Annotated in this window: 19 protein-coding genes and 5 tRNA genes; 20 read left to right on the plus strand and 4 right to left on the minus strand. The window is 57.8% G+C overall.

What is annotated here, in order from left to right:
• The first annotated feature begins 4 nt into the window (after positions 1 to 4).
• From AUP74_RS11600 to AUP74_RS11630, 7 genes are all read left to right on the plus strand, one after another.
• On the plus strand, positions 5 to 1,459 hold the full coding sequence (locus AUP74_RS11600) for a Wadjet anti-phage system protein JetA family protein (RefSeq protein ID WP_069947711.1): 1,455 nt from the start codon (positions 5 to 7) through the stop codon (positions 1,457 to 1,459).
• Entirely contained in the window at positions 1,452 to 2,282 is an 831-nt protein-coding gene (locus tag AUP74_RS11605; RefSeq protein WP_069947712.1) for a DUF4194 domain-containing protein, read from the plus strand. The genes AUP74_RS11600 and AUP74_RS11605 overlap by 8 nt, the downstream gene beginning before the upstream one ends.
• Complete coding sequence (locus AUP74_RS11610) at positions 2,272 to 5,916, plus strand: ATP-binding protein (RefSeq protein WP_069947713.1); 3,645 nt, start codon at positions 2,272 to 2,274, stop codon at positions 5,914 to 5,916. Before AUP74_RS11605 ends, AUP74_RS11610 begins: the two co-directional genes overlap by 11 nt.
• 145 nt (positions 5,917 to 6,061) lie before the next feature.
• Positions 6,062 to 6,523, plus strand: a complete 462-nt coding sequence (locus tag AUP74_RS11615) for a hypothetical protein (RefSeq protein ID WP_069947714.1) — start codon at positions 6,062 to 6,064, stop codon at positions 6,521 to 6,523.
• Positions 6,524 to 6,689: 166 nt separating this feature from the next.
• Entirely contained in the window at positions 6,690 to 7,160 is a 471-nt protein-coding gene (locus AUP74_RS11620; RefSeq protein WP_069947715.1) for a GAF domain-containing protein, read from the plus strand.
• Complete coding sequence (locus tag AUP74_RS11625) at positions 7,160 to 7,930, plus strand: class I SAM-dependent methyltransferase (protein WP_069947716.1); 771 nt, start codon at positions 7,160 to 7,162, stop codon at positions 7,928 to 7,930. Before AUP74_RS11620 ends, AUP74_RS11625 begins: the two co-directional genes overlap by 1 nt.
• 70 nt (positions 7,931 to 8,000) lie before the next feature.
• Positions 8,001 to 8,456: a hypothetical protein gene (locus tag AUP74_RS11630; RefSeq protein ID WP_069947717.1), complete on the plus strand. Its 456-nt coding sequence runs from the start codon at positions 8,001 to 8,003 to the stop codon at positions 8,454 to 8,456.
• 22 nt (positions 8,457 to 8,478) lie between these two features.
• On the opposite strand, the gene AUP74_RS11635 is transcribed toward AUP74_RS11630, so the two are convergent.
• The 3 genes from AUP74_RS11635 to folD are packed head-to-tail and all read right to left on the minus strand — an operon-like array spanning position 8,479 to position 11,117.
• Complete coding sequence (locus AUP74_RS11635) at positions 8,479 to 9,504, minus strand: class I SAM-dependent methyltransferase (protein WP_069947718.1); 1,026 nt, start codon at positions 9,502 to 9,504, stop codon at positions 8,479 to 8,481.
• Positions 9,505 to 9,548: 44 nt separating this feature from the next.
• On the minus strand, positions 9,549 to 10,241 hold the full coding sequence (rsuA, locus tag AUP74_RS11640; RefSeq protein ID WP_069947719.1) for a 16S rRNA pseudouridine(516) synthase RsuA: 693 nt from the start codon (positions 10,239 to 10,241) through the stop codon (positions 9,549 to 9,551).
• 30 nt (positions 10,242 to 10,271) lie between these two features.
• Positions 10,272 to 11,117, minus strand: a complete 846-nt coding sequence (gene folD, locus AUP74_RS11645; protein ID WP_069947720.1) for a bifunctional methylenetetrahydrofolate dehydrogenase/methenyltetrahydrofolate cyclohydrolase FolD — start codon at positions 11,115 to 11,117, stop codon at positions 10,272 to 10,274.
• Between the two features lie 321 nt (positions 11,118 to 11,438).
• On the opposite strand from folD, the gene AUP74_RS11650 reads away from it, so the two are divergent.
• The 7 genes from AUP74_RS11650 (at position 11,439) to AUP74_RS11680 (ending at position 15,682) form a co-directional block, all read left to right on the plus strand.
• Positions 11,439 to 11,515, plus strand: a tRNA-Pro gene (locus tag AUP74_RS11650).
• Between the two features lie 19 nt (positions 11,516 to 11,534).
• Positions 11,535 to 11,611 (plus strand) — tRNA-Arg (locus tag AUP74_RS11655).
• Between the two features lie 163 nt (positions 11,612 to 11,774).
• Positions 11,775 to 11,850: transfer RNA gene (locus tag AUP74_RS11660), tRNA-His, on the plus strand.
• Between the two features lie 155 nt (positions 11,851 to 12,005).
• On the plus strand, positions 12,006 to 12,632 hold the full coding sequence (cysC, locus tag AUP74_RS11665; RefSeq protein ID WP_069947721.1) for an adenylyl-sulfate kinase: 627 nt from the start codon (positions 12,006 to 12,008) through the stop codon (positions 12,630 to 12,632).
• A gap of 341 nt (positions 12,633 to 12,973) precedes the next feature.
• Complete coding sequence (locus tag AUP74_RS11670; protein WP_069947722.1) at positions 12,974 to 15,355, plus strand: DUF6351 family protein; 2,382 nt, start codon at positions 12,974 to 12,976, stop codon at positions 15,353 to 15,355.
• Positions 15,356 to 15,503: 148 nt separating this feature from the next.
• A tRNA-Val gene (locus tag AUP74_RS11675) sits at positions 15,504 to 15,579 on the plus strand.
• Between the two features lie 26 nt (positions 15,580 to 15,605).
• Positions 15,606 to 15,682, plus strand: a tRNA-Asp gene (locus AUP74_RS11680).
• A 473-nt stretch (positions 15,683 to 16,155) separates the two neighbouring features.
• Here the strand turns inward: AUP74_RS11680 and AUP74_RS11685 are convergent.
• Positions 16,156 to 17,136: a zinc-dependent alcohol dehydrogenase family protein gene (locus AUP74_RS11685; RefSeq protein WP_069947723.1), complete on the minus strand. Its 981-nt coding sequence runs from the start codon at positions 17,134 to 17,136 to the stop codon at positions 16,156 to 16,158.
• Positions 17,137 to 17,334: 198 nt separating this feature from the next.
• On the opposite strand from AUP74_RS11685, the gene AUP74_RS11690 reads away from it, so the two are divergent.
• The 6 genes from AUP74_RS11690 to AUP74_RS17235 all read left to right on the plus strand — a co-directional run bounded on the left by AUP74_RS11690 (position 17,335) and on the right by AUP74_RS17235 (position 21,993).
• Complete coding sequence (locus AUP74_RS11690) at positions 17,335 to 17,700, plus strand: MbcA/ParS/Xre antitoxin family protein (RefSeq protein WP_069947724.1); 366 nt, start codon at positions 17,335 to 17,337, stop codon at positions 17,698 to 17,700.
• Positions 17,697 to 18,494: an RES family NAD+ phosphorylase gene (locus tag AUP74_RS11695; protein WP_069947725.1), complete on the plus strand. Its 798-nt coding sequence runs from the start codon at positions 17,697 to 17,699 to the stop codon at positions 18,492 to 18,494. Before AUP74_RS11690 ends, AUP74_RS11695 begins: the two co-directional genes overlap by 4 nt.
• 26 nt (positions 18,495 to 18,520) lie before the next feature.
• Positions 18,521 to 19,501, plus strand: a complete 981-nt coding sequence (locus tag AUP74_RS11700) for a 1-aminocyclopropane-1-carboxylate deaminase/D-cysteine desulfhydrase (RefSeq protein ID WP_158514568.1) — start codon at positions 18,521 to 18,523, stop codon at positions 19,499 to 19,501.
• A 182-nt stretch (positions 19,502 to 19,683) separates the two neighbouring features.
• A complete protein-coding gene (locus AUP74_RS11705) occupies positions 19,684 to 20,559 on the plus strand; it encodes an NAD(+) kinase (protein ID WP_069947726.1) in 876 nt (291 codons plus the stop codon).
• Between the two features lie 89 nt (positions 20,560 to 20,648).
• Positions 20,649 to 21,818 carry a nucleotide sugar dehydrogenase gene (locus tag AUP74_RS11710; protein WP_069947727.1) on the plus strand — a complete coding sequence of 390 codons (1,170 nt, stop codon included), beginning with the start codon at positions 20,649 to 20,651 and terminating at the stop codon, positions 21,816 to 21,818.
• On the plus strand, positions 21,811 to 21,993 hold the full coding sequence (locus tag AUP74_RS17235) for a hypothetical protein (protein ID WP_145924389.1): 183 nt from the start codon (positions 21,811 to 21,813) through the stop codon (positions 21,991 to 21,993). The genes AUP74_RS11710 and AUP74_RS17235 overlap by 8 nt, the downstream gene beginning before the upstream one ends.
• Positions 21,994 to 22,022 lie beyond the last annotated feature (29 nt).

Consider the following 22,022-nt stretch of genomic DNA (forward strand, 5'->3'; position numbering starts at 1 on the left):
GCGGTTGTTTTTCGCCGACCATTACCAGCATTTCTTCCGTCCCCTTACCGGTAAGTATCGCGAACAGGTCGTAGAGTGCCTGCGGTTACTCTATGAGCGCCTGTATACCGCCAAGGCGGATTATGGCGAGTCCCTGGCGCGGGAGCAGATCCTCGAGATCTTCAGCGAGGCACTGACCCGTGCGCCGCAGCTGGATAGCGATGACGGACCGGAAGACGCCATCCGACCGAAGAGCCCTGGAGCCAAAGAGCACCGTTTCCGTAATCTGCGCGAGCAGGCGGTCTGGGTCCTCAACAGCCTGGTGGAGTTCGGCTGGCTGGAGAAACAGGTGGACAGTGCCACGCTGGTCGCTACCTACCCGTTCAGCCGTCGTGGGCGCCTGTTCACCCAGCCCCTGGTAGAGGTGAACAGCACACGCGTGCGTACCCGCCACCGCAATACCCGCAATACCCTCAATGCGCTGGAAGCATTCGCCAGCCGCGGTGAAATCCATGACCTGATCGATGCCTGGGAATATTCAGAGCGGATCGTCGCGGATTTCACGGACATGATTGCGGAGCTGGAGGAGCGCAAGCGGGAGCTGGTGCGTGAGGTGGAGGCGCAGCTGCTGGTGCAGCAGGCTACGGATGAGTTTTTCTCGTTCATGGAAAGCCGCTTCCAACCGGATCTGGCGATCCGTCTCTCAGCGGACAGTGTGGAAAAACACCGGGATGCCATTGGCCGGGTGATCGCACGTATCCGCCGCAAGGATAAAGCCCAGAAAGCGGAGTGGGAGCGCCGGCTGCGGCAACTGTTGCCGGAGCTGGTGGAAGAGGGGCGTTCACTGCTGTGGTGGATGCTGGACACCATCGAGGACCGCATGCGTCGGGCCTGTGAAGTGAAGCTGCCCGCATTGCGTCACGCCCTGCACGGGTTCACCAAGCGTGCCGATATCATCATCCGCCAATTGAGTTACCTCCACAGCCAGTCGGAGGGCGCGTTCACCGATCTGTGCCAGCAGCTGGGCGAGAACCCCGAGCGCGATGAACTGCTGAGCCACCTCGGGCAGCAACTGGGCAGCTTCCAGCTGCGCCTGTTCGACCCCAGGCAGACTCAACTGTGGCAGCGTCAGCGGCGCCAGCCCGTCAATACCCGGGTGGAGGAAGAGCAGCCGCTGGGCGAGGATAATCGCCGCGAGATTCTCCTGCAGCAGATGCTGGACCAGGCATTCAATTTCAACTCCCGCGACCTGCGTGACTACTTGCAAAAAGCACTCGGCAGCGGCCGTCGCATCAACAGTCGTGAGCTGCCTCTGGACAATGCCCGCGACCTGCTTGCCATGAGTCATGCCCTTGAAGCGGCGGCGGTCAGTCAGGGTGGTGGTCCACGCGTTGCCGTGGAATTTACTGGCGAGACAGCCAGTAACGATTACTTTGACCAATTCGATGAATATTACCTTGAGCTGAAAGACAGTGATTGAACAGGCCTTGGAAGAAGCGCTGGCGCAGTGCCAGGTGACGCGCGGGGAATTCTCCGAGTTGCTGGTGCGCCTGATGGATTACGGCGTAATTTGCCGTGACGAGAGCCAGGTGGAGGCGACCCTCTACGACCGTTTCCAGCGCTGTGAGGCGCTGATACGCGAGTGGCTGGCGCCACTCGGTTTGCGCCTGCAGCACGATAGCCGCTTCCAGTTCATCCGCCTGTATCCGCCGGGCGCCGAAGTGCCGGCGATGCCGGACCAGGAGGAGCCGCACCACGGCGGTTTCCGGGGTCGACTCTCCCAGCAGGAGGTGGCGGCCATCCTGGTGCTGCGGGTGGAGTACGACAAAGCCCTTCGCGAAGGGCAGGTGGATGATAGCGGTTGTGTGACCCTGTCCCTCGAAGCCCTGGAACTGGGCCTGCGTAACCTGCTGAAAATGTCCCTGCCGGACCGCCTGGCTGAACGGCGCAACCTGCTGAAAAAACTGCGACAGCTGCGCCTGGTGCAGTTTGCCGGTGAAGAGACGGAGACCCTGGCCGAGATCTGGCTGCGAGTGCGGCCGACCATTGCGCACTTCGTCAGCGAGAGTGTGCTGGAGCAGCTCCTGGAGGGAGATGTTTCCACATCGGAGGCGAATCCCGCACAGGATCAAGCACCTGCTGGCAGTGATGCCGGTAAGGAAGGCGAGGGCGCTGCCAGAGAAAATATCGAGCGAATCACGCCCGGGACCAATGAGCACAGCCTTTTTGCGGCTGATAGCGAAACCGGTGAATTGGCCGCAGAGCTGATCACTGAAGAGGGGGAGGCCGACGGTGTTTCTTAAGAAGCTGATCCTGATCAACTGGGGCAATATCCCGCAGCTGGAATACGAGTTCGGGCCTATCAACCTGTTTTCCGGCGGCAACGGTTCGGGCAAGACCACGGCGGCGGATGCCATTCAGACCCTGATGACCGCTGCCCACGATACGCTGTTTACCTTCAACCCGGGCCAGGACGAAACCACCCAGCGCGGCCGTGGTGGCAAGCAGGTACGGACACTTGCCTCCTATGTGCTGGGTTGTGACGATGGTAGCTTTGCTCGGTTGGATCCGACCGATTGTTACATCGCCGGTGTTTTTCATCCGACCAGCGGTGAAGACAGCGATCCGTTTACCGCGGTGATGGCCATCCGCGCCCACCTGGATTCTAGTAGCAAGCCGGCGCAGGCGCGCCAGGACGACCTCAAGTTTTTCCTGTTCCCTGACCAGCAGTTGGCCATGGGTGACTTTGTCCGCGAGTACAAGGACGGGCGCCATTTGCTGCCGCTGGACAAGTTCTATTCCGTACTGGCCAAACACTTCGAGAAAGTCGAGCAGTACGACAAGAAAAAGGCTTACCTGCGCCGGCTTTACGGCGCCCTGCGTGGCCGCCGGGATGCTGTTCCGGACCGTGAGGCGATGCACGCCGCGCGCACCTTTGCCAACTTCATGGCGTATAAGCCGGTAAAAAGCATCAACGATTTCGTTGCTCAGGAAGTATTGGAAAAGCGCGATCTCGGCGAGGCCATTCGCTCGGTTTCCGAGCTGATGAAAACCATCCACGCCATGGAGCAGGAGGCCCGCCAGATCGTTGACCGGGTTTCTGCGCTCGAGCAGATCGGCCAATCGGCTTCCCTATATCGGGAGCAGTGGCTGCAACTGCGGGTGCAGGAATACCTGCAGGCACGCCATCAGCAGCTGCGGGTGCAGAAGACCTACCTGGCCGGCAAGCAGAATCAGCAGCAATTGCGCGCCGGGCTGGACACCAATGCACGGGAAACGCAACTGGCGGCCGAGCGCAGCGAGGAGCTCAGCCGTCAGCTGGTAGAGCTGCAGGCACAGCGGCTGGGTATCGACGCGTTGCGTAACAAGGATGAGCTGGAGCAGCGGATCAGCCGCGCGCACCGAGAGTTGTCGGCGCAGGGCGGCCCGCTCTCCGCAGCTCAGGATCAGTGGCAGCGCAATCGAGAAGCGGCGGCCAAGCTGGTTGAGCTGCTGAACGGCTCGGCGGCCGAGCTGGAAATTCCGGCCCTCAGGAATAAGTCCCTGGTGCAGGCGGTTCGGCAGGTAGCGAAGGAAGAAGATCTGCCGGATCTGCACAAACTACTGGGTAAGGACTGGATTGATCTCTCCGCACTTGACCCGCTGCGCGAGCGGACCGTTGCCACGGAGCAACTTCACAGCCGTCTGATGCGCCAGCTGGTTAGCGCCGGCGGGGACGCCAGTGACAGTCTCTCCCTGCGAGAACAGATTGCCCAGCAGGTATCTCGCTGGGAGATGAAAGCTCAGCAGGTGCAGAAACAACTACATGCCCAGGAAAATCGTATTCACCATCTGCAGGCCAACCGCGTGCGCTATCCCCAGTCGGTGGAGCAGGCGGTAGCGGCGATCCGTGAGCAATGTCCGGCTGCGGAGCCGCGGGTACTCTGCGACTACGTGGAGGTACTCGACGAGCGCTGGCAGATGGCGGTCGAGGGATACCTGGGTGGTGCGCGGTTCGCAATCTTGGTCGAGCCTGAGCACGAGGCTGCGGCCATTCGCATCGTGCGCAACCTGCCGGGACGCAGCAGCCGGGCCCGGGTCATCCAGGGGGACAAGGCACGCCGCGACGCGGAGCGCGCGACCATCCCGCAGGGCTCCATCGTCGAGCTGATGTCGTTCAACCACAAGACTGCCGAGTATTATCTGCGCGCCTCCTATGGTTCGGTGCAGCAGGTAGCCGATGAGGAGGAGCTTCGCCAGACTCGCCGTGGCCTCACCGCCGAAGGGGTGGCCAGTGGCAGTTACAGCATGTGGCGCTGCGATATCGAGGATGGGGAGCTCGTGTTCGGCCAGGGTGCGAGGGCCCGGGCACTGGCTGCGCAGCAGCGCGCAATGGAGCAGCTGTTGGTGGAGGCGGGGCAGGTCAACGAGCAGTACCAGCTATTCCGCCGGGTGGCGGCTGCGGTGCGTGATCTGCAGGAGCTGTCACTCATTTCGGTAGTGGACGCGGCACTGGCTGCCCAGCGGGAATGGCGTAGCGCCGAACAGGCGCTGGAAAACCTGGACCTGGCCGATAGCCAGCATCTGGAAGCGCAGGTCGCCGATTTGCGGGAACAATTACAGTTACAGCAAAAGCAGCAGTCCGGCCTGCAACACGAAGCGGGCAAGCTGGAGCGGGACCTGGAGAACACCGGCAAGCAGCTGAAGGCGCTTTCCGGCGAGCTGGACGCGCTGGACGAGGCCCTCTCCGATTGTGAAGCCGCGGTGAAACGTATCGCGCAGATCACACCAGACTACGATGCTGAGCAGATCTTGCAGACGGCCGATGAGCAGGTCGAGCGGGCCGGGGACAATTTCGACTTCGGTGCAGAGCTGGAAGAGTGGCAGGGCCGTCTGGAGAAGTACTGCCGCCAGCTGGATCGTGCGGTGATGGAATATAACGCGGAAGGCTCTACCGGTGATTCTCTTGCCTTCGAACCTGATCTGACATCGGGTCATGATGAACGGCTGTTCCGGCTGGTCTCTGGCCTGTACGACCAGGTGGAGGCATTGCGCAATCGCCTGAAGAACAATCTTCTGGTGGATCGCCACGAGCAGCTTTTGGGACTGAAGAAGTCCTTCAACACCACTTTTGTCACCCACCTGTGCCATGCGATCTACCAGTCCATCAACGACGGTAAGCAGGTGCTGGATGACCTGAACAAGGAGTTGGAGCACCACCGCTTTGGTGCGGACAGGGAGCGGTTCCGTTTCGCCTACCGCTGGGTGCCTGAATTCAAGGAGTACTGGGATTTCTTCCGCGCGGTGATCGAATTGCCGAGTCTCGGTGAGGAGCAGAGTCTCTTCGATGCGGACCTGGACCAACGCCACCAGAAGGTCCGCGATCGCCTGTTGAACATGCTGTTGAGCGAGGATGAGCAGGTGGCGCGGCGGGAGCTGGATCGCATCAGCGACTACCGCAACTATCGCAATTACGAAATCTACAAAGAGCCGGAGGGCAAAGAGCCTATTGCTCTAAGCCAATACGGTACCGGCTCCGGCGGTCAGCTGGAGACGCCGGCCTACATTATTCGCTCTGCGGCGGTGACCTCCGCTTTCCGCTTCAATGAGGGCAGCAGCCACCTGCAGATGGTGCTGGTGGATGAAGCCTTCTCGAAAATGGATGAGACTCGATCCAAAGAGGTCATTCGCTACCTGACAGAGACTCTGGGCCTGCAGCTGCTGTTCATTATGCCCAGCAGCAAGTCCGGTCCCTTCATGGACCTGATCTCCAACCAGTTTGTGTTCAGCAAGTGTCCCAGCGCCTCACCGGTTGGGCAGCTGAACACCCGGGTCTATGTCGATCGCAAGGTCTGTAATCGTGAGCGTATTGCCGAACTCTGGGCCAATCACCGCCGAACGATTCGACAGCAGGCATCGCTGGACTTTATGGAGCTTGTGGAAGGTGAGCCGGCGTAGGTGCCGATCTCACCAGGAAACTTGCCAAGTGTGCAGCTGATCAAGGACTATACGAATAAATTTCGTTATTACTTTCTTTTGATCATCAGTCTATCGCTCAGCTGCTCAGCCTAAAGCACCGGCGGGCAAAAAAACTGGAGAGCCCATGCGTCTGTTTTCGATTCTCGTCATTTTCGTGATCGCCTTCGGTGGCGCAGCCATGCTGTACGAGCAGGAGAGCCGCAAGGTCAAAGGTGTGCTGACCCAGATCACCGAACTTCAGGCGCAACTGGGCGACCTGCAGGCGGAGGTGAACAAGTTGCGTGGGGAGTTGGAAGCGACCAAGCTGGCGGAGCGTCGTCGACCCGGGCTCAAGGAAATGGCTGCCAGCCCGCGCCGCTCGCAGCCGGCGCCTGCGGCCACTACGAGCAGGACGGAAGAAGTCACAGGCCGGGACGGTCGGGCACTGATTGCCTCAGACGTGACCAGTGCACCGCCAGCGATCCGTCGTGACGCGGAGGGTGAAGAGGATCCCGAGTGGAGCCGCCCCACGGTCGATGCCGAAGAATATCGCCGCGAGTCTGGACCGCAGAGTGAAAAAGGGGAGTCCGTCGACCCCTATCAGTGATTGCGATTGCGTCGGAATGACCCTCCCTTGAATCTGTGTGCAGTGGCCCCACTAAGGAGTTGACGCGAAAGGCCTCGGACCGCTGCCGGTGACTATCCGGTAACGTTTGACCCGAGGCCAACAAACACTACCCGGTACGACTGGTGCCGGCTTTGGGACGCCTTACATGTCTTCCAGCGATTTCTATACCTCTCTCCATGCCCAACTGGCGGGCCTGCTTTCGGAAGAGCGCGACTGGCTGGCCAATACTGCCAACGCCAGCGCGCTGCTGTTTATGGAGCTGGCTGATATCAACTGGACCGGTTTTTACTTCCTGCGCGGTGACGAGCTGATCCTCGGCCCATTCCAGGGCAAGCCGGCCTGCACGCGCATCCCGGTTGGTGCAGGGGTCTGCGGTACAGCCGTAGCCACGGGCGAGGCGCAGCTAGTCGAGGACGTTCACGAGTTCCCCGGGCACATTGCCTGCGACGCTGTCTCTGCGTCCGAGGTGGTGATCCCGCTCTACGATGGTGACCGCTGCCTGGGAGTACTGGATATCGACAGTCCCTCTCTGGCGCGCTTTACCGAACAGGACCTGGCCGGACTGAAAGGTTTTGCCGAAGTCCTCCTGCAGAACAGCGACCTGTCCGGCGCCTGATGGCGCTGGTCTGGGAGAAGCGCACCGGCGGCAGTCACTATGAGGTGCGCCGTCACGGTGCCAGTATCCGGCTATACAGCAACGGTGTTTTCCACTCCCAGTGGAACGAACGCGACCCGCTGAAGGGTTCCCTTTGGGAGCTGCTCTTCCTGCCCACTTTTTTCCTGCCGCCTGAACGGGTTCGCTCGGTACTGCTGCTGGGGGTCGGCGGCGGTGCACTGATCCGTCTTTTACAGCGCTTTGTTGCGCCAGAGAAGGTGGTCGGTGTGGACCTCGATCCGGTCCACCTGAAAGTCGCTCGGAATCACTTCGGTGTGCATGACACCGAGCTGGTCTGTGCTGACGCCCGCAGCTATGTCTCGGATTACCTGAGTGACTCGCACAACCTCGGATTTGATCTGGTCATCGACGACTTGTTTGGACACTGCGACGGCGTCGCCGAGCGGGCTGTTGCTGCGGATGAGACCTGGTGCCGACAGTTGCTGCGTCTGGCTCGTAGCAGTGGAGGGCAGGGTGCCTCTCCCGGATTGGTGATCGCGAACTTTGGCAGCCGCGGCGAGCTTTTGGACAGCGCCTGGCGATCTGCCGGGATTCGACAGCGGCTCGGTGGCAGTTGGACGGCGGAACTTCCAGGCTACGAAAATTGCGTGCTGGCGGCGAGTGCGGCCCCCCTCGAGCGACGGCATCTGCTCCGGTCTGCTCCCGCGGCGATCAACCCCTCCAGTCCCGGCTGTCGACTGGTAAGTCAGCTCCGTAGGCTCCGCTGCTAGCGGTTTATTGGCGGGTATTCTGTCTTGCTGCCTATACTGAACGGGAGGTATTTCTTTTCGGGGCAGCTGCATGCGCTACAAAACAGTTGGCGAAGTTATTCAAGAGGACAAGGCGTTCCACGCCCGGTTGGCAAAGCAGTACGGGGAATACGAACAGCTGGTGTCGGATCAGCGTATTGAATTGCTGCTGGATCAACTGCATCGCCGCGAAGAGGCAATGGCCCATACCCTCGACAACCTTCTCCACGATGTGCATCCGGGAGCCCTGAGAACGTGGGTACAGTTTGCGCCTGAGGGGCGCGAGCCGGAATTTTTACAGCGCTTGCGTAATGTCGACCTTAATGATCTGGATGAGATTGCCAAGCTGGCAATGGATATCGAGGTCTATCTTGCCGACCACTATCGGGATCTGCTGCTGGACGCCGATACCCCTTCCGCTCGAGACACGTTCGAGCGCCTGCTCGAGTTGGAGCAGCTGGAAGAGCACACTCTCTCGATGAATTTATTCAATTTGCGGGACTATTGAGCGTGCACAGTCGAGCCCGCCCTCAATTTAATGGCTTACTCAGGTAGTAAACGCAGAAGCCCTTATTTTTGACTAATTGGCGAATCTCGCCGAAATTGTTTTCAGCCTTTTTGGCCAGTGGAATAAATTCATTCACGACGAAGAGCGCCACCCCGTTACTCTTCAGTAGCCTGGCGGCATTGCTGAGGAAGCGTGAGGTGAGGTCTCCCTCCACCTGAAAGCCCTGATGAAACGGCGGGTTGCAGATCAGCCAGTCGGCGATATTGTCACCCAGCTCGGCACCGGCATCAGACGGTACAACCGTGCCCCGAATCTCCATTTTCCTGAAGTTCTCGCGACAGGCAATCAGCGCGGCGGCGTTATTGTCCGTAGCGGTGAAGTGGAAATCATCCAGTTGCGCTAACTGGGTGCTCAGATAACCGTAACCGCAGCCGAGATCCACCACGCTGCTGCCGTTCGCTGGCCGGGTTTCGGCAAAAGATCCCGCAAGCAGGGCGCTGCCGACATCAACCTTGTTCCAGCCAAAGAGCCCCGGCTTGCTGAGCAGTCCACCGAGTTTTTTCAATGGCCGCAGCCCTGCATAGTTGTCTTCGTCGAGGCGGTTTTCTGGTGAAGGTGGACTATGGAGAATGTTGAGAGTCAGGTACTCGCTACCGTGCTTCTCCAGGTGTTTGTCGGAGCTGAAGCAGTTGGCAACTTTGGCGGCATACGTCTTGATGCCACTTTGTTTGCCTCCCAGCATGGCCAGCTCGCCACCGAGGCCCAGGGCCCGGTGGCACTCGTTGACCACATGATGGACAACCGCCTTTTCCTTGGACACCGGGTAGATGATGCGTCGATAGTGTCGCTCGGTTTCATCAAGGCGAAAATCGTTGAAGAAACTGTGCCGGACCTTGCCTTCCGCGAGCCGCGCGATGTCCCAGCGATTGGTGAGCAGGTCACCACTATAGGAAAAGCCTGATTGGAGCAGGAACTTGCTGTTCTCGTCGGCGATCCACAGAGTCTCCGACGGGTTCTCCTGAAGCAGCTGTTGGAGGAGGGTGGACATGGTGTTTTCCCTGCAATACTTCCCTGAAGCAGAAGAGAGTGGTGTTAAGTGACTGACACGATTTCCTCTGGCGTCAGTGGGCGATAGTCACCTTCAACCAGATCCTCGTCGAGCACGATATCTCCGATCCGCTCGCGGTGAAGTTCCAGTACACGATTACCCAGAGCGGCAAACATGCGTTTTACCTGGTGATAGCGGCCTTCACCGATAGTTAGGCGAACCTCGTTGGCAAAGAGGATCTCCAGCTTGGCCGGTTTGGTCCGTTTCTTTTCACCGTCGAGCCAGATGCCCTTGGCAAACTTCTCCACCGCACTTTCATCGATACGTTCCGCCAGCATCGCGTAGTAGGTTTTGTCACAGTGATGCCGGGGCGAAGTGATCTTGTGGGACCACTGGCCGTCGTCGGTCAGCAGGACCAGGCCAGTGGTGTCGATGTCCAGTCGCCCGGCGATGTGCAGTTTCTGCTTGTTGGGCTCTTCGAGCAGGTCGAGTACGGTGGGGTGCTCACTGTCTTTGGTGGCACTCACATACCCCAGGGGTTTGTGCAGCATAAAATATCGCGGGCCCGCTTCTTCCAGCAGCTCGCCGTCGAGGCACAGCTCATCGGACTCACTGACTTTGGTGGCCGGGTTGCCGGCCACCTCGCCATTGACAGTGATGCGACCGGCTTTGGCCGCGCGCTTGACCTCGGCCCGCGACAGGTCCGTGACCTGGCTGACGGCCTTGTCCAGCCGCATCTCCTTGCTTTCACTTTTACCCAAGGGGGATCAGCCTATCTTGCGCTCGCCGGAATCGACGGACTGGTAGATGAGGGTGTTGATGGTCATGGGGCCGACACCACCGGGAACCGGGGTGTAAGCTGCTACGCGATCCACCAGCGGGGCCAGTTCGATATCGCCCACGCCGCCGGGATGGTAGCCGGCGTCGACAACCACGGCACCGTCCTTGATCCATTCGGCCTTGATGAACTCCGGACGGCCCACTGCGCCGACCACGATATCCGCCCGACGGATGTGCTCAGCCAGATCCTTGGTGCGGGAGTGGCAGATTGTGACAGTGGCGTTGGCGTTCAACAGCATGGCCGCCATGGGCTTGCCGAGGATTGGGCTGCGGCCTACGACGACGGCATGCTTGCCTTCCAGCTCTACCTTATAGGCTTCCAGCAGACGCATGATGCCCTTGGGGGTTGCACAACCGTAGGCTTCTTCTCCCATCGCCATGCGGCCAAAGCCGAGGCAGGTTACGCCGTCTACATCCTTGTCCAAGCCGATGGCATCGAAACAGGCGCGCTCGTCAATCTGCTCAGGAACTGGATGCTGAAGCAGGATGCCATGTACGTTCGGGTTCCCGTTCAGCTCCTCGATCTTGGCGAGCAGTTCTTCGGTGGTGGTAGAGGAGGGCAGTTCCACCTGGAGAGAATCCATTCCAATGCGACGGCAGGCATTGCCCTTCATCTTTACGTAAGTGGCGGAAGCGGGGTCATCACCCACAAGGATGGTGGCCAGGATCGGCGTCTGGCCGCCGCTCTTTTCCTTCAGCTTGGCCACGCGGGCCGACAGTTCTTCTTCGGTTTTCTGAGCCAGGGCCTTGCCATCGAGAACCAGTGCAGACATACGGATATCTCAAACAGTAAATAAAGATCTTGGGCGGATGCCGGAATGGACGCGTACCCCGGACTAGCACCTGTGGCGCCAGGTCCGCGAGTCGATTTCGGCACGGGTTTGCGAGGGGCGCTATTTTGTCACAGGCCGCGAATAATTTCCCTACTTGGTCACCGGTTGACCACTACAATGAAAACTCTGCAAAAAGAATAGCTTAGCGGCGTTGACTCCCCCCGGGACCCTGAGTATTATGCGCGCCTCGTCAGGGAGGCGAGCTTCGAAAAACCGCGCTACGCAGCTTTTCGCAGGCACTTCCTGCAGAGAATAGGATTTCGGGGCATAGCGCAGTCTGGTAGCGCGCCTGCTTTGGGAGCAGGATGTCGGGGGTTCGAATCCCTCTGCCCCGACCAGATTCAACCGGGTTTCCTTGCGCCCGTAGCTCAGCTGGATAGAGCATCCGCCTTCTAAGCGGATGGTCGCAGGTTCGAGTCCTGCCGGGCGCGCCATCCTCTTGATGGTGGCGACAGTTTGGCAGATTCGATTCAGTCCGCTGCCAGCTTGTTGTCGCAGGACTATTCGGGCTAACCAGCGTAGCTGGTTGGCACCGGGCGTAAGCTCGGTACATATTTGTAACGCAGCCACAAGGCGTTACTGGTGTCACGATTAATGGTGGCCGTAGCTCAGTTGGTAGAGCACAGGATTGTGGCTCCTGAGGTCGCGGGTTCGATCCCCGTCGGCCACCCCATATCCAGGTCCCTCGGGACCTCAAGAAAGCCCGGCACTGTCCGGGCTTTTTTGTGCTTGTTTCTCGACCCGGCTCGCAGGCGCAAAGAGGCTTGAATGGTGGTAAACTCCGCCGCTCATCTAAACACAAACAACCAACGAGTTAGAGGGTATCCGGTGTCCACGACCACTTTAGAGCGCAAGGCAACCAATGTTCACTGGCATGACGGCGAGGTCACTCGCGAGAACCGTGCCAAGATGCTGGGTCACAAAGGTGTGACTCTGTGGTTCACCGGCCTGTCTGGTTCTGGCAAGAGCACTGTGGCAGTGGCGGTTGAGAAAGCGCTGGCTGCCCGCGGTGTGCTTAGCTACCGTCTGGACGGCGACAATATTCGTCTTGGAATCAACGCGAACCTGGGCTTCTCTGCAGAAGATCGCCAGGAGAATATCCGTCGTGTCGGGGAGATCTCCAAGCTGTTTGCCGATACCGGTGTGGTCGTTCTGAGCAGCTTCATCAGCCCCTACCGCGAAGATCGCGAGATGGTACGCCGCATGCACGTGGAAGCGGATCTGCCTTACCTCGAGGTATTCGTTGACTGCGCCTTGGAAGAGGCCGAAGCCCGTGATCCGAAAGGGCTGTATAAGAAAGCCCGTGCCGGAGAGATCCGCGGCTTTACCGGTATCGACGATCCCTACGAGGCGCCTGCAGCGCCGGAGCTGCACCTGCGCACTGACCAGATGACTCTGGAGCAGGAAGTGGAGATGATCATTTCCAACTTGCAGGCCCGCGGCATTATCGCCTGATCGTCGCTTCGCCCCGGGACGGTAGTATCCGTCCCGGGCTATCGGGTCTTTCAGCAGTTTGACTCTTTCGACGTTCGTCCTCTCTCCAATAGCGCTCGCTAGAAAAGCTATTTCCCCAGTCTTGGGAACTTGTTCTTAAATTTCCCTGCGGTTGGCTGTCATTTTCCTCTACAGCTGCATTCCTGCCTCGGCAGTGTTTCACTCCTGTTGAAGTTCGCCTGCGCCACCGGTTCGCTTAACTCTGCGCACATGTTGTTTGAGGCGCCAACCCGCGGTGGAGATTGTCTCGGGCACATATACTCAAACTATATCAAGGGCGTGAGAGCAGTCTGGAGGCGAATATGTCAGTACGGAGAGGACGGATACTCTCTGGCATCGTGATTGCGGTCTTTCTGGCGCTGGGGGCGGGGGGCTGGTACGGCTACCAGGAGCTGCCACGAATCCCGGGCGTGCCCAAAGCCCCGGTGGTGGGGGTTCCGCAAGGTGCCCTCAGTCACCAGCCGCTGCCAGCCTATGATGGTCCTCATCCCCGGGTGATGCCGAGGCCCCCGGAGTATTTCCCCTTTCCGATTACCATCGGTGAGATCGGCCCGGTGGAAACGCTCTTTGCCGGTCCCTCGACTTATCCCTTCTACTGTGACGAAAACAGTGTCACCAATCGCCAGCCCCTTATCGATAACCATGAAGGGGAGGGGGTGCCAGTATTTGCCGAGGGGGAGAATGGAGAGCTGACTGACGAGGTGATCGGATATAGCCGCGATTGCAGCCACGCCACGGCCGTGACTTACTACTATCGCAGCACCACCGATGGTGATTTTTATCTGCTCGAAGACGCCAACGGCGATATCGATCAGGTGACGGTGAATGGCCGCACGACCGACTTTATCGTGCGCCTTGAGACCGGCACCATCAACCGCTATCACTACGCCATCGCAGCCCTTAAGGGTGACGGGGAAACGGCGAGCCGGCCCAGCCCTTCTAACTGGAATAAACGCCTGATCTACCAGATGCGAGGAGGCGTCGGGGTAGGGCGCAGACAGGGCGACATCAGTAAGGGGGATATCATTTCCCGGCGTGCTGACCAGCTCGCCCGGGGCTATGCCATCGTCTACTCCACAGCCAACCAGACCAGCAACCACTACAATATCTGGCTCGCGGAAGATACCGCACGGCGCCTCAAGAAGCAGTTTGAAGCACTGTATGGCGAGCCTCTTTATACAGTGGGCCTGGGTGGTTCCGGCGGCGCGATCCAGCAATATCTTTTCGCCCAGAATGCCCCGGGTCTGCTGGATGCGGCCATTCCGCTTTACTCCTACCCGGATATGGTCACCCAGACCATCTATGTTTTTGACTGCGAACCATTGGAGTACTTTTTCGATGTGCTGGATGCGGACAATCCCCGCTGGAAGGATGCCCGAGAACGCACTGTGATTCAGGGCCTCTCCGCCAGTAATGAGGTAGAGAGCCGGTTCAGCACTCTGAAAACTGCCGCTGCTCTGTTTGACGGGCGATACAGGGATGGCGGTCAGGGTGCCACAGAATGTACTCAAGGCTGGCGGGGGTTGGTGCCGCTGGTCAATAACCCCAACTTCGCCCACTTCATGAAGTACTTCGATGACGAGGTGGCGGAGCGCACACACTGGACGCACTGGGAGGACCTTCGCCAGTTTTATGGCGCCGGAGAATCCGGCTATGCCAACAGCGCATGGGATAACGAAGGTGTCCAGTACGGCCTCGCAGCTCTGGTCGCTGGGGAAATCTCAGTCGACACTTTCCTGCGGTTGAATGCCAGTATTGGTGGCTGGAAAGAGCCGATCAATCAGAGTGGAGAGAAGTTGTGGTTCCTGAACGGTGACCTGTTCCCGCCGGAGTTGTCGGTTTGGAGCGAGCAGAACATGAATATCGGCAGCCTCGATCGCCCTGCCAGCCGCAGCCGGGCGAGCTTGGAAGCCATCGAGGGGATCTACCGGTCCGGCCACGTTTTTCTCGGCGACGCGGAAATTCCCATTATCGATCTTCGCCACTACCTCGACGGTGAGTTGGACATGCACCACAGCTTTGCTTCCTTCTCCGCACGTGAGCGCATGCGTCGGGCCCGTGGGCATGCCGACAACCAGCTGATCTGGGTGGCTCACAAGGACTACACCCCGCTGGACGAGGCGTTGGATACCATGGACCGCTGGATGTTGAATATCATGGATCACCCGGAGGCTGGCGTTGCCGCCAACCGGCCCGTTGATGCCAGTGATCAGTGTTTCGACCGTGAAGGCAATATCATTGCCGCAGGACCGCACGTTTGGGATGGTGCCTGGAATGGCCAGGCCTCGGGAGCCTGTATGCAGGAGTATCCGACCTACCGCACCTCGCGACAGGTGGCCGGGGCGCCCATCACCGATGACGTCTTCAAGTGCGAGTTGCAACCGGTAGAGCAGGCCCTGGCCGAGGGCGTCTACGGCGAATACAGCCAGGCGCTGTCAGAGCGGATGATGGATATGCAGCGCATCTTCCCGACGGGTGTGTGTGACTACAATGCGCCGGACCTGGCCCGGCCCTCTGAGGATCTTATTCCCGCGCGGGAGCCGGTGCGTATTGCGGGCCACCTGATTCGCCCCGACTACCGCCAACCCGTCGACGGAATGACCGAGGGAGAGGTGGCTGAATCGGCCGCTGATGAGCAGCCTGTACCTGTCTCTTTGCCGATGGAGCAGGGCGCACGGGACTGAATTTGATCAACATGGCTGTAGTTTGAGCGCTCGTGCAGATAATTGTTGGCGCGTATTTATTTCTTGTTGACAGTCGAACTCCATCGGGTATGATTCGCGTCGCTCGAGGGGCAAGACCCCAAACCACAGAGCGACGCGAAAGCGACACGGGTGGTTAGCTCAGTTGGGAGAGCGACGGCCTTACAAGCCGTAGGTCACAGGTTCGACCCCTGTACCACCCACCAATCTCCTCACGGAGATTTACTACCGAGGACCGGTAGTTCAGTTGGTTAGAATGCCGGCCTGTCACGCCGGAGGTCGCGGGTTCGAGTCCCGTCCGGTCCGCCAAATACTAAAAAGCCCCCTCACGAAAGTGAGGGGGCTTTTTAGTATTTGGGGGGATCGGTGGGCGAGGGCCCCAGTTCGAGAAAATTGCCGGGAGCAATTTTGGACGCCGTAGCGAAGCGAAGGCGCCCGCAGGGTTGGCGCCATGGATGGCGCCAATCAGTCCCGTCTCCAACGTTGCCACTATGCTTGCTTGCCACACGAAAGTGAGGGGGGCTTTTTAGTATTTGTCAGATCGTCGTGAAAGAACCCCTGTTCGACAAATTCGTCAGGAACGAATTTGGGCGAGGGCCATGGACAAATCCGCCAGGAGCGGATTTGGGCAGCTTCAGCTGGCCGAAGGCCGAGCAACATGGAGGTGGCGAGTCATTGCCTCCATCAGTCCCGTCCCCGACGCTGCTTCTGCGCCCGCGTGTGCCCCACGAAAAGAATACTGGCTCATGCCGATATGAAGGGTAGTCCAGCTTCACAAAGCCTCACGCCGTCACCAACACCTTCCCACTCCGCTCCCCTTCAGCGGCCAGCGCCACCGCGCGCTTGATGTCTTTCACGCTGAACACGCTGTCGATCGGTGCTTTGAGTTTTCCCGCGGCAATCAGTTTGGTCAGCTCCCCATAAACCGCTATCTGCTGCTCCGGAGACGCGTTCTCAAACCATTTCGCTAGCCAGAAACCTTTTAGTGAAACACCGCGGAAAATCAGCGAAGCCGGGGAGATCTTGCAAGGCTTGCCGCTCATCATGCCGTAGTTCACCAGCGTTGCAGCCTCTGCCAGGCAATCAGCGATTCGCCCGGTCGCGGTATCACCCACCGCATCGATGCCGAGACGGATTGGCGCGCCGCCGGTGGCCTCTTTGACTCGGCTTGCCAGGTCGTCCCCATCGACCAGCACGACATCCGCTCCCTCTTCTTTGAGCGGTGCAATCAGCGACTCGCGGCGAACAATATTTACAGTCCTGAACCCGCGGATCTTGGCCAACTGGATCAGGTAGCTACCGACGCCGGAGTTGGCGGCGTTCTGAATCACCCAATCGCCCGGCTGTAAATCTACAAACTCGCTCAGCAGCAGTGATGCCGTGGGTGGGTTGATGGAGATCATCGACAATTGCTGCGGATCTGCCTCATTGGGCAGGGGGATCAGCTTGTCGGCTTGGGCAACCAGATGCGTTCGCCAGGTGCCGCAGCCCACCGGGAGCAAAACTGTCTGGCCAACGGCAGGCTTATCGACACCAGGGCCGAGCTCAACCACCTTGCCAACGCCCTCATTACCTCCCACGGCTGGGAGGGGCGGCAACATCCCGTATTCGCCGGTCAGTGTCAGCACATCGGAGGGGTTGATGGGGGCGGCCAGAAGCTCGACGAGTACTTCGCCCTCCCCGAGTGCCGGTTTTTCAAACGGCACTGCCTCAATCACATCCTGCGGCACCGGGCCGCGCTCTTGATATTCCGCTTTCAACATTGCTGTTTTCCTTTTCCTGTGCGCGTTGGTTGGGTAGGACTCTAAATCAAAAAAATGACCATAGGCCACTCACCTGTCATGATGACCAGCCATCACTGCAGTTGATAACAGTCCGGTTTGATTCAACTTGGCTATACGCCTTGCAAAATGTCCGCTTGAACGCTAAATTTCGGACAAAAGCGCCATTGGAGTGTTGCAGTGAGCACCTCAGCCTCAATCAAATCCAGCCCAACGGAAGGCACCGTCCTTCTGGAGGCGTTGCTACGCACCAGTGAGCAACTCGGACTGAGAAAGCGGGAGCTCGGGGACATCATTCACCTGGATGATCGCACCCTACGCCGCAAGGTCGAGCTCGATCCGGAAAGTGCACCAGGTCAGCTGGGGCTTTTGTTGGTGCGCGCCTATCGATCTGCCTTTGTGCTGATGGGTGGTGAGGAGGGCGCGCGCCACTGGTTCCAGACGGAAAACCGGGCCTTGAACGGTGTACCCCGGGAACTGGCTACCCGAATCGACGGCCTGGTTCGTGTTGTCAGTTACCTAGACGCCATGCGGGGCAAGGTGTGAGCGAATCCCTGCCTGATCTCATCGTTACCACAAGACGTCGCTTGCTGGGGAAGCTCTACCGTATTGTGGAGTCTCAGGAAGAGGTCGCTACCCGGGGGCTGGTGGACAGTCTCCAGAAACAGCAGGTGCTTGAGAGTCTGCTGGAGCGCAGCAAACCGGCAAGCTTGCCCGGAAGTGAGGGCCTCCACTATCTGCTGGCCACGCCTTTCCGTTACCCCCCTTTGCCCTGGGGTTCCCGTTTCGGGCGTGTTTCCGAGAACGGCATTTTCTACGGCAGCAAAAGCCTAACCACAGTGCTTGCGGAGGCCGCGTTTTACCGGTTGCGCTTCTATTCCGATATGGCTGAGCCGCCACCCCGTCCGATCACCACTTACCACAATATCTTCTCCGCCAAGTACCGCATCCACCAGGGTGTGGCGCTGCAGGATGCTGGCTGGCGGCCTCACTGGCAAAAGCTGAGTGATCCGGTGGATTATCGCTTCACCCAGCAATTGGGCACAAAATTGCGGGGACTGGGTATCGAAGGAGTAGAGTCATTTTCCGCCCGGGCGATCCAAACAGGGCTCATCAGTCTGCCCACTAAAGGCGATATCGAGAGCACTGAGGGAATCAATGTGGCGCTGTTCGAGCCTGCCTCCCTCCTCAAGCGTCCCCCCGCGCAGGAGGCTGACGTGACTGCTGAAACCGGCAAAGATGGAGTCACTTTCCTGATCAAGAGCGCAGAGCGCGTGGAGACCAGGGAGTTCCAGGGCACCAGTTTTGTGGTCGAGGGTCGGCTCCCCGAGCCGGCTTAATCTTCCCCCAGCCGATCTTATCCCAGTTGACGGAAAATCCGGTGACACTCCGATACCTCTCAGAACTGACTCTCCCTGAGCTCGAGCAGGCCGCTCGCGGAGTACCTTATCAGCGTCTGCCCGACGAGCTGTTTCCCGGCATCGAGGTCTGGATTCGCCGGGACGACCTGCTGGACCCACTGATTTCCGGAAACAAGGCCTACAAGCTGCTGTTTAATCTGCTAGAGGCCCGAGAGCGAGGTGCTGAAAAAATAATCACCTGTGGTGGTGCGTGGTCAAACCATATCCATGCCGTCGCCGCGGCTGGCCGCCGCTTTGGTTTTCAAACCGTGGGCATCATCCGCGGCGAACGACCGCGTCATCTCAGTGCCACGCTTCAGGATGCAGAGCGTTTCGGAATGGAACTTCGTTTCGTATCTCGTGATCGCTATCGTAAGCGGGGCGACAAGAGCTTCTTGCAGCAGGTCGGCTTAGAGGACAAACGAGCCGTGTTTGTTCCAGAGGGCGGCGCGAACCTAGCCGGCGCACAGGGTACAAAGTTTCTGGGCGAGGTGATCGGAAGGACCGAACCGGTACACTTCGACCAGGTATGGCTGGCCTGTGGTACGGGACTAACGCTGGCCGGTGTGCAGGCCGGAATCACTGAGGTACCTGTCATTGGAGTACCGGTACTGAAGGCGGAACGGTCAATTATTGAACAGGCGGCTCTGTGGTTGCAGAGGTCAGGCAATAGTGTCCGACTCCAGTCGCTTCGTAATGGGCATGACTGCGGTGGCTACGCACGAACGACCACTGGGCTAATGGCGTATATGAGGCGTTTTGAACGGGTTGCCAGTGTGCCATTGGATCCGGTGTACACCGCAAAGCTGGCTTACGGGTTGCAATGTGAGCTCGAGGCAGGTCGTGTTACTCATGGCCAAAAGATATTGCTCTTGCACTCGGGTGGGCTGCAGGGACGGCGAGGACTGCCAGGGTGGTCAAATAATAACCGCTCAGGCGGCGCATAGCAGCAAAACTGCAGGGACACATTCGACTCGAAAAACCGGGTAATGCATAATGGTCGGTTTGGGGAAACGGGGCTGCGGCCCTCATCGTGCTGCGAAAGTTGAACAAAAAACAAACTGTCGCATCAGAGAAAAAGAACTTTTAACGAGTTGCAGGGCCCGGAATCGGGCACCATGGGGGAACGGTGTCGGAGTTCCAGAACATTGGCCTGATCGGCCGAACCGAAAGCGATAGCGCGGTCCTTTCGCTCAAACGTCTGATGGCGTTCCTGGAGCGGGAGGGGTTCTCTGTTGTGCTAGAAAAAGAAACCGCTACTGCAGTACCCGGTCACTCCGCTCGCGTTTCGTCAAAAGACAAGCTCGGCGAGCTCTGCGATCTGGTCATTGTCGTCGGCGGTGATGGCAGTCTTCTGGGTGCTGCTCGAGCACTCGCCAAATACAGTGTGCCACTTCTCGGTATCAACCGGGGGCGCCTTGGCTTCCTCACCGATATTACCCCCGATGAAATTGAGCAAAAAGTAGGCGAAGTCTTGGCCGGCAAATATATGGCCGAGAGTCGTTTCCTGCTGGACATGTCTGTCACGCGCGATGGCAAGCCCGTCGGAAAGGGCTCTGCTCTCAATGATGTGGTGATTCACCCAGGCGAATTCATCCGCATGATTGAATTCGATTTGTACATCGACGGGCAGTTTGTTTACAAGCAGCGCTCGGATGGCCTCATCATCTCAACCCCGACGGGCTCGACAGCTTACGCACTATCTGGTGGTGGCCCAATCATGCATCCGAAACTAGATGCCATTTCTGTTGTACCGCTGAATCCCCATACGTTAAGTAGTAGACCGATCGTTGTCGAAGGTAGTAGCGAATTCAAAGTGGTTGTTGGTGAGCACAACGTTGCTAAGCCCCACGTTACATGTGATGGGCATGACCAGGTAGTTACAGAGCCAGGTGATGTGGTCCGAATTCATAAAAAGCCTCATCGGCTGACTTTGATTCACCCTATTGATCATAACTTCTATGAAACATGCCGTACTAAGCTTGGTTGGCAGGTAGGTGGATAGATTGGGTGAAAGTCTTACTAATTGAGGTCGCATTTGCAGCTTCAATCGTTTACACGTGTGTTTTCTAATTAACTAGGTATAGCTGATCCATGAAAAGAATAGCCATTGCAGGAACAGGCTATGTCGGTCTCTCTAATGCAATATTGTTTGCCCAGCATAATGAGGTTACCGCGCTGGACATTATTCCTGAGAAGGTGGACATGCTGAACAGTGGCCATTCACCTATTGCAGATGCTGAGATTGAGGAGTTTTTGGTTAATCGGAAGTTGAACTTCCGAGCAACCCTTAACAAGGCTGAAGCTTACGATGGCGCTCAGTATGTAATTATTGCGACGCCAACAGATTATGATCCGGAAACCAACTTCTTTAATACTAGTAGTGTCGAAGCGGTGATTGAAGACGTTCTGGATATTAACCCGGATGCACTGATGGTGATCAAGTCCACAGTGCCGGTAGGGTATACCGAGAAGGTAAGAGAAAAGTTTAATACAAAAAACATTATTTTCTCGCCAGAGTTTCTCCGTGAAGGAAAAGCCTTGCACGACAACCTCTATCCATCACGCATTATCATTGGTGAGAAATCGGAGCGTGCTGAAGAGTTTTCCGAACTGGTTCTCCAAGGCGCCGTCAAGCAGGATGCGCCTGTCCTATTTACAGGTAGTACTGAAGCAGAAGCAATCAAGCTGTTTTCGAATACGTACCTGGCAATGCGTGTTGCTTATTTTAATGAGCTTGATACATACGCTGAAACGCATGGCCTAAGTAGTAGGCAGATCATTGAGGGGGTGGGGCTCGACCCCAGGATTGGCAATCACTACCACAACCCTTCATTTGGTTATGGGGGGTACTGCTTACCTAAAGATACCAAGCAGTTGTTGGCTAATTATGACGATGTACCAAACAATTTGATAAGGGCAATTGTCGAAGCTAATACGACACGGAAGGATTTTGTAGCAGAATCCATCGTTAAGCGAAACCCAGAAACGGTGGGTATTTACCGCTTGATCATGAAATCCGGTTCTGACAATTTCCGCGCTAGTGCTGTGCAAGGTGTGATGAAGCGGATTAAGGCGAAAGGTGTGAGAGTGATTGTCTATGAGCCAGTTTTAAAGGAAGAGAAATTTTTCAATTCTGAGGTCATTAGCAGTCTCGAGCAGTTCAAGGGTGAGGCTGATGTTATTGTAGCTAACCGATTGGTTAACGAGCTCGCTGATGTTGCCGAAAAGGTCTATACAAGGGACCTTTTTGGGAGTGACTGAAGATTTGGTTGCTGATTCATCAGCAGTTCTTGGTCTTTTTGTTGCGCCAAAAAATGAAGTATTTTGGATTGCTCTGTCAGGTTTACTGTTGGTTTCACAAGGGGGGGGTGGCAGTTTACCCAAGGCGGAGCTGGATCAGGTTTTATATATTAGGCCAATAATTTCAGAAGTTTAAGGTCTTGATGTGTAAGTTTTTCCCGAGGG

Origin of the sequence: Microbulbifer aggregans (assembly GCF_001750105.1) — a bacterium.
Classification (GTDB): domain Bacteria; phylum Pseudomonadota; class Gammaproteobacteria; order Pseudomonadales; family Cellvibrionaceae; genus Microbulbifer; species Microbulbifer aggregans.

Coding starts and splice junctions, on each gene's coding strand:
- AUP74_RS11630 (WP_069947717.1), top strand. CDS start 8,001: ATGCGCTACAAAACAGTTGGCGAAGTTATTCAAGAGGACAAGGCGTTC.
- AUP74_RS11710 (WP_069947727.1), top strand. CDS start 20,649: ATGAAAAGAATAGCCATTGCAGGAACAGGCTATGTCGGTCTCTCTAAT.
- AUP74_RS11685 (WP_069947723.1), bottom strand. CDS start 17,136: ATGTTGAAAGCGGAATATCAAGAGCGCGGCCCGGTGCCGCAGGATGTG.
- AUP74_RS11615 (WP_069947714.1), top strand. CDS start 6,062: ATGCGTCTGTTTTCGATTCTCGTCATTTTCGTGATCGCCTTCGGTGGC.
- AUP74_RS11620 (WP_069947715.1), top strand. CDS start 6,690: ATGTCTTCCAGCGATTTCTATACCTCTCTCCATGCCCAACTGGCGGGC.
- folD (WP_069947720.1), bottom strand. CDS start 11,117: ATGTCTGCACTGGTTCTCGATGGCAAGGCCCTGGCTCAGAAAACCGAA.
- AUP74_RS11625 (WP_069947716.1), top strand. CDS start 7,160: ATGGCGCTGGTCTGGGAGAAGCGCACCGGCGGCAGTCACTATGAGGTG.
- AUP74_RS11670 (WP_069947722.1), top strand. CDS start 12,974: ATGTCAGTACGGAGAGGACGGATACTCTCTGGCATCGTGATTGCGGTC.
- rsuA (WP_069947719.1), bottom strand. CDS start 10,241: ATGCGGCTGGACAAGGCCGTCAGCCAGGTCACGGACCTGTCGCGGGCC.
- AUP74_RS11635 (WP_069947718.1), bottom strand. CDS start 9,504: ATGTCCACCCTCCTCCAACAGCTGCTTCAGGAGAACCCGTCGGAGACT.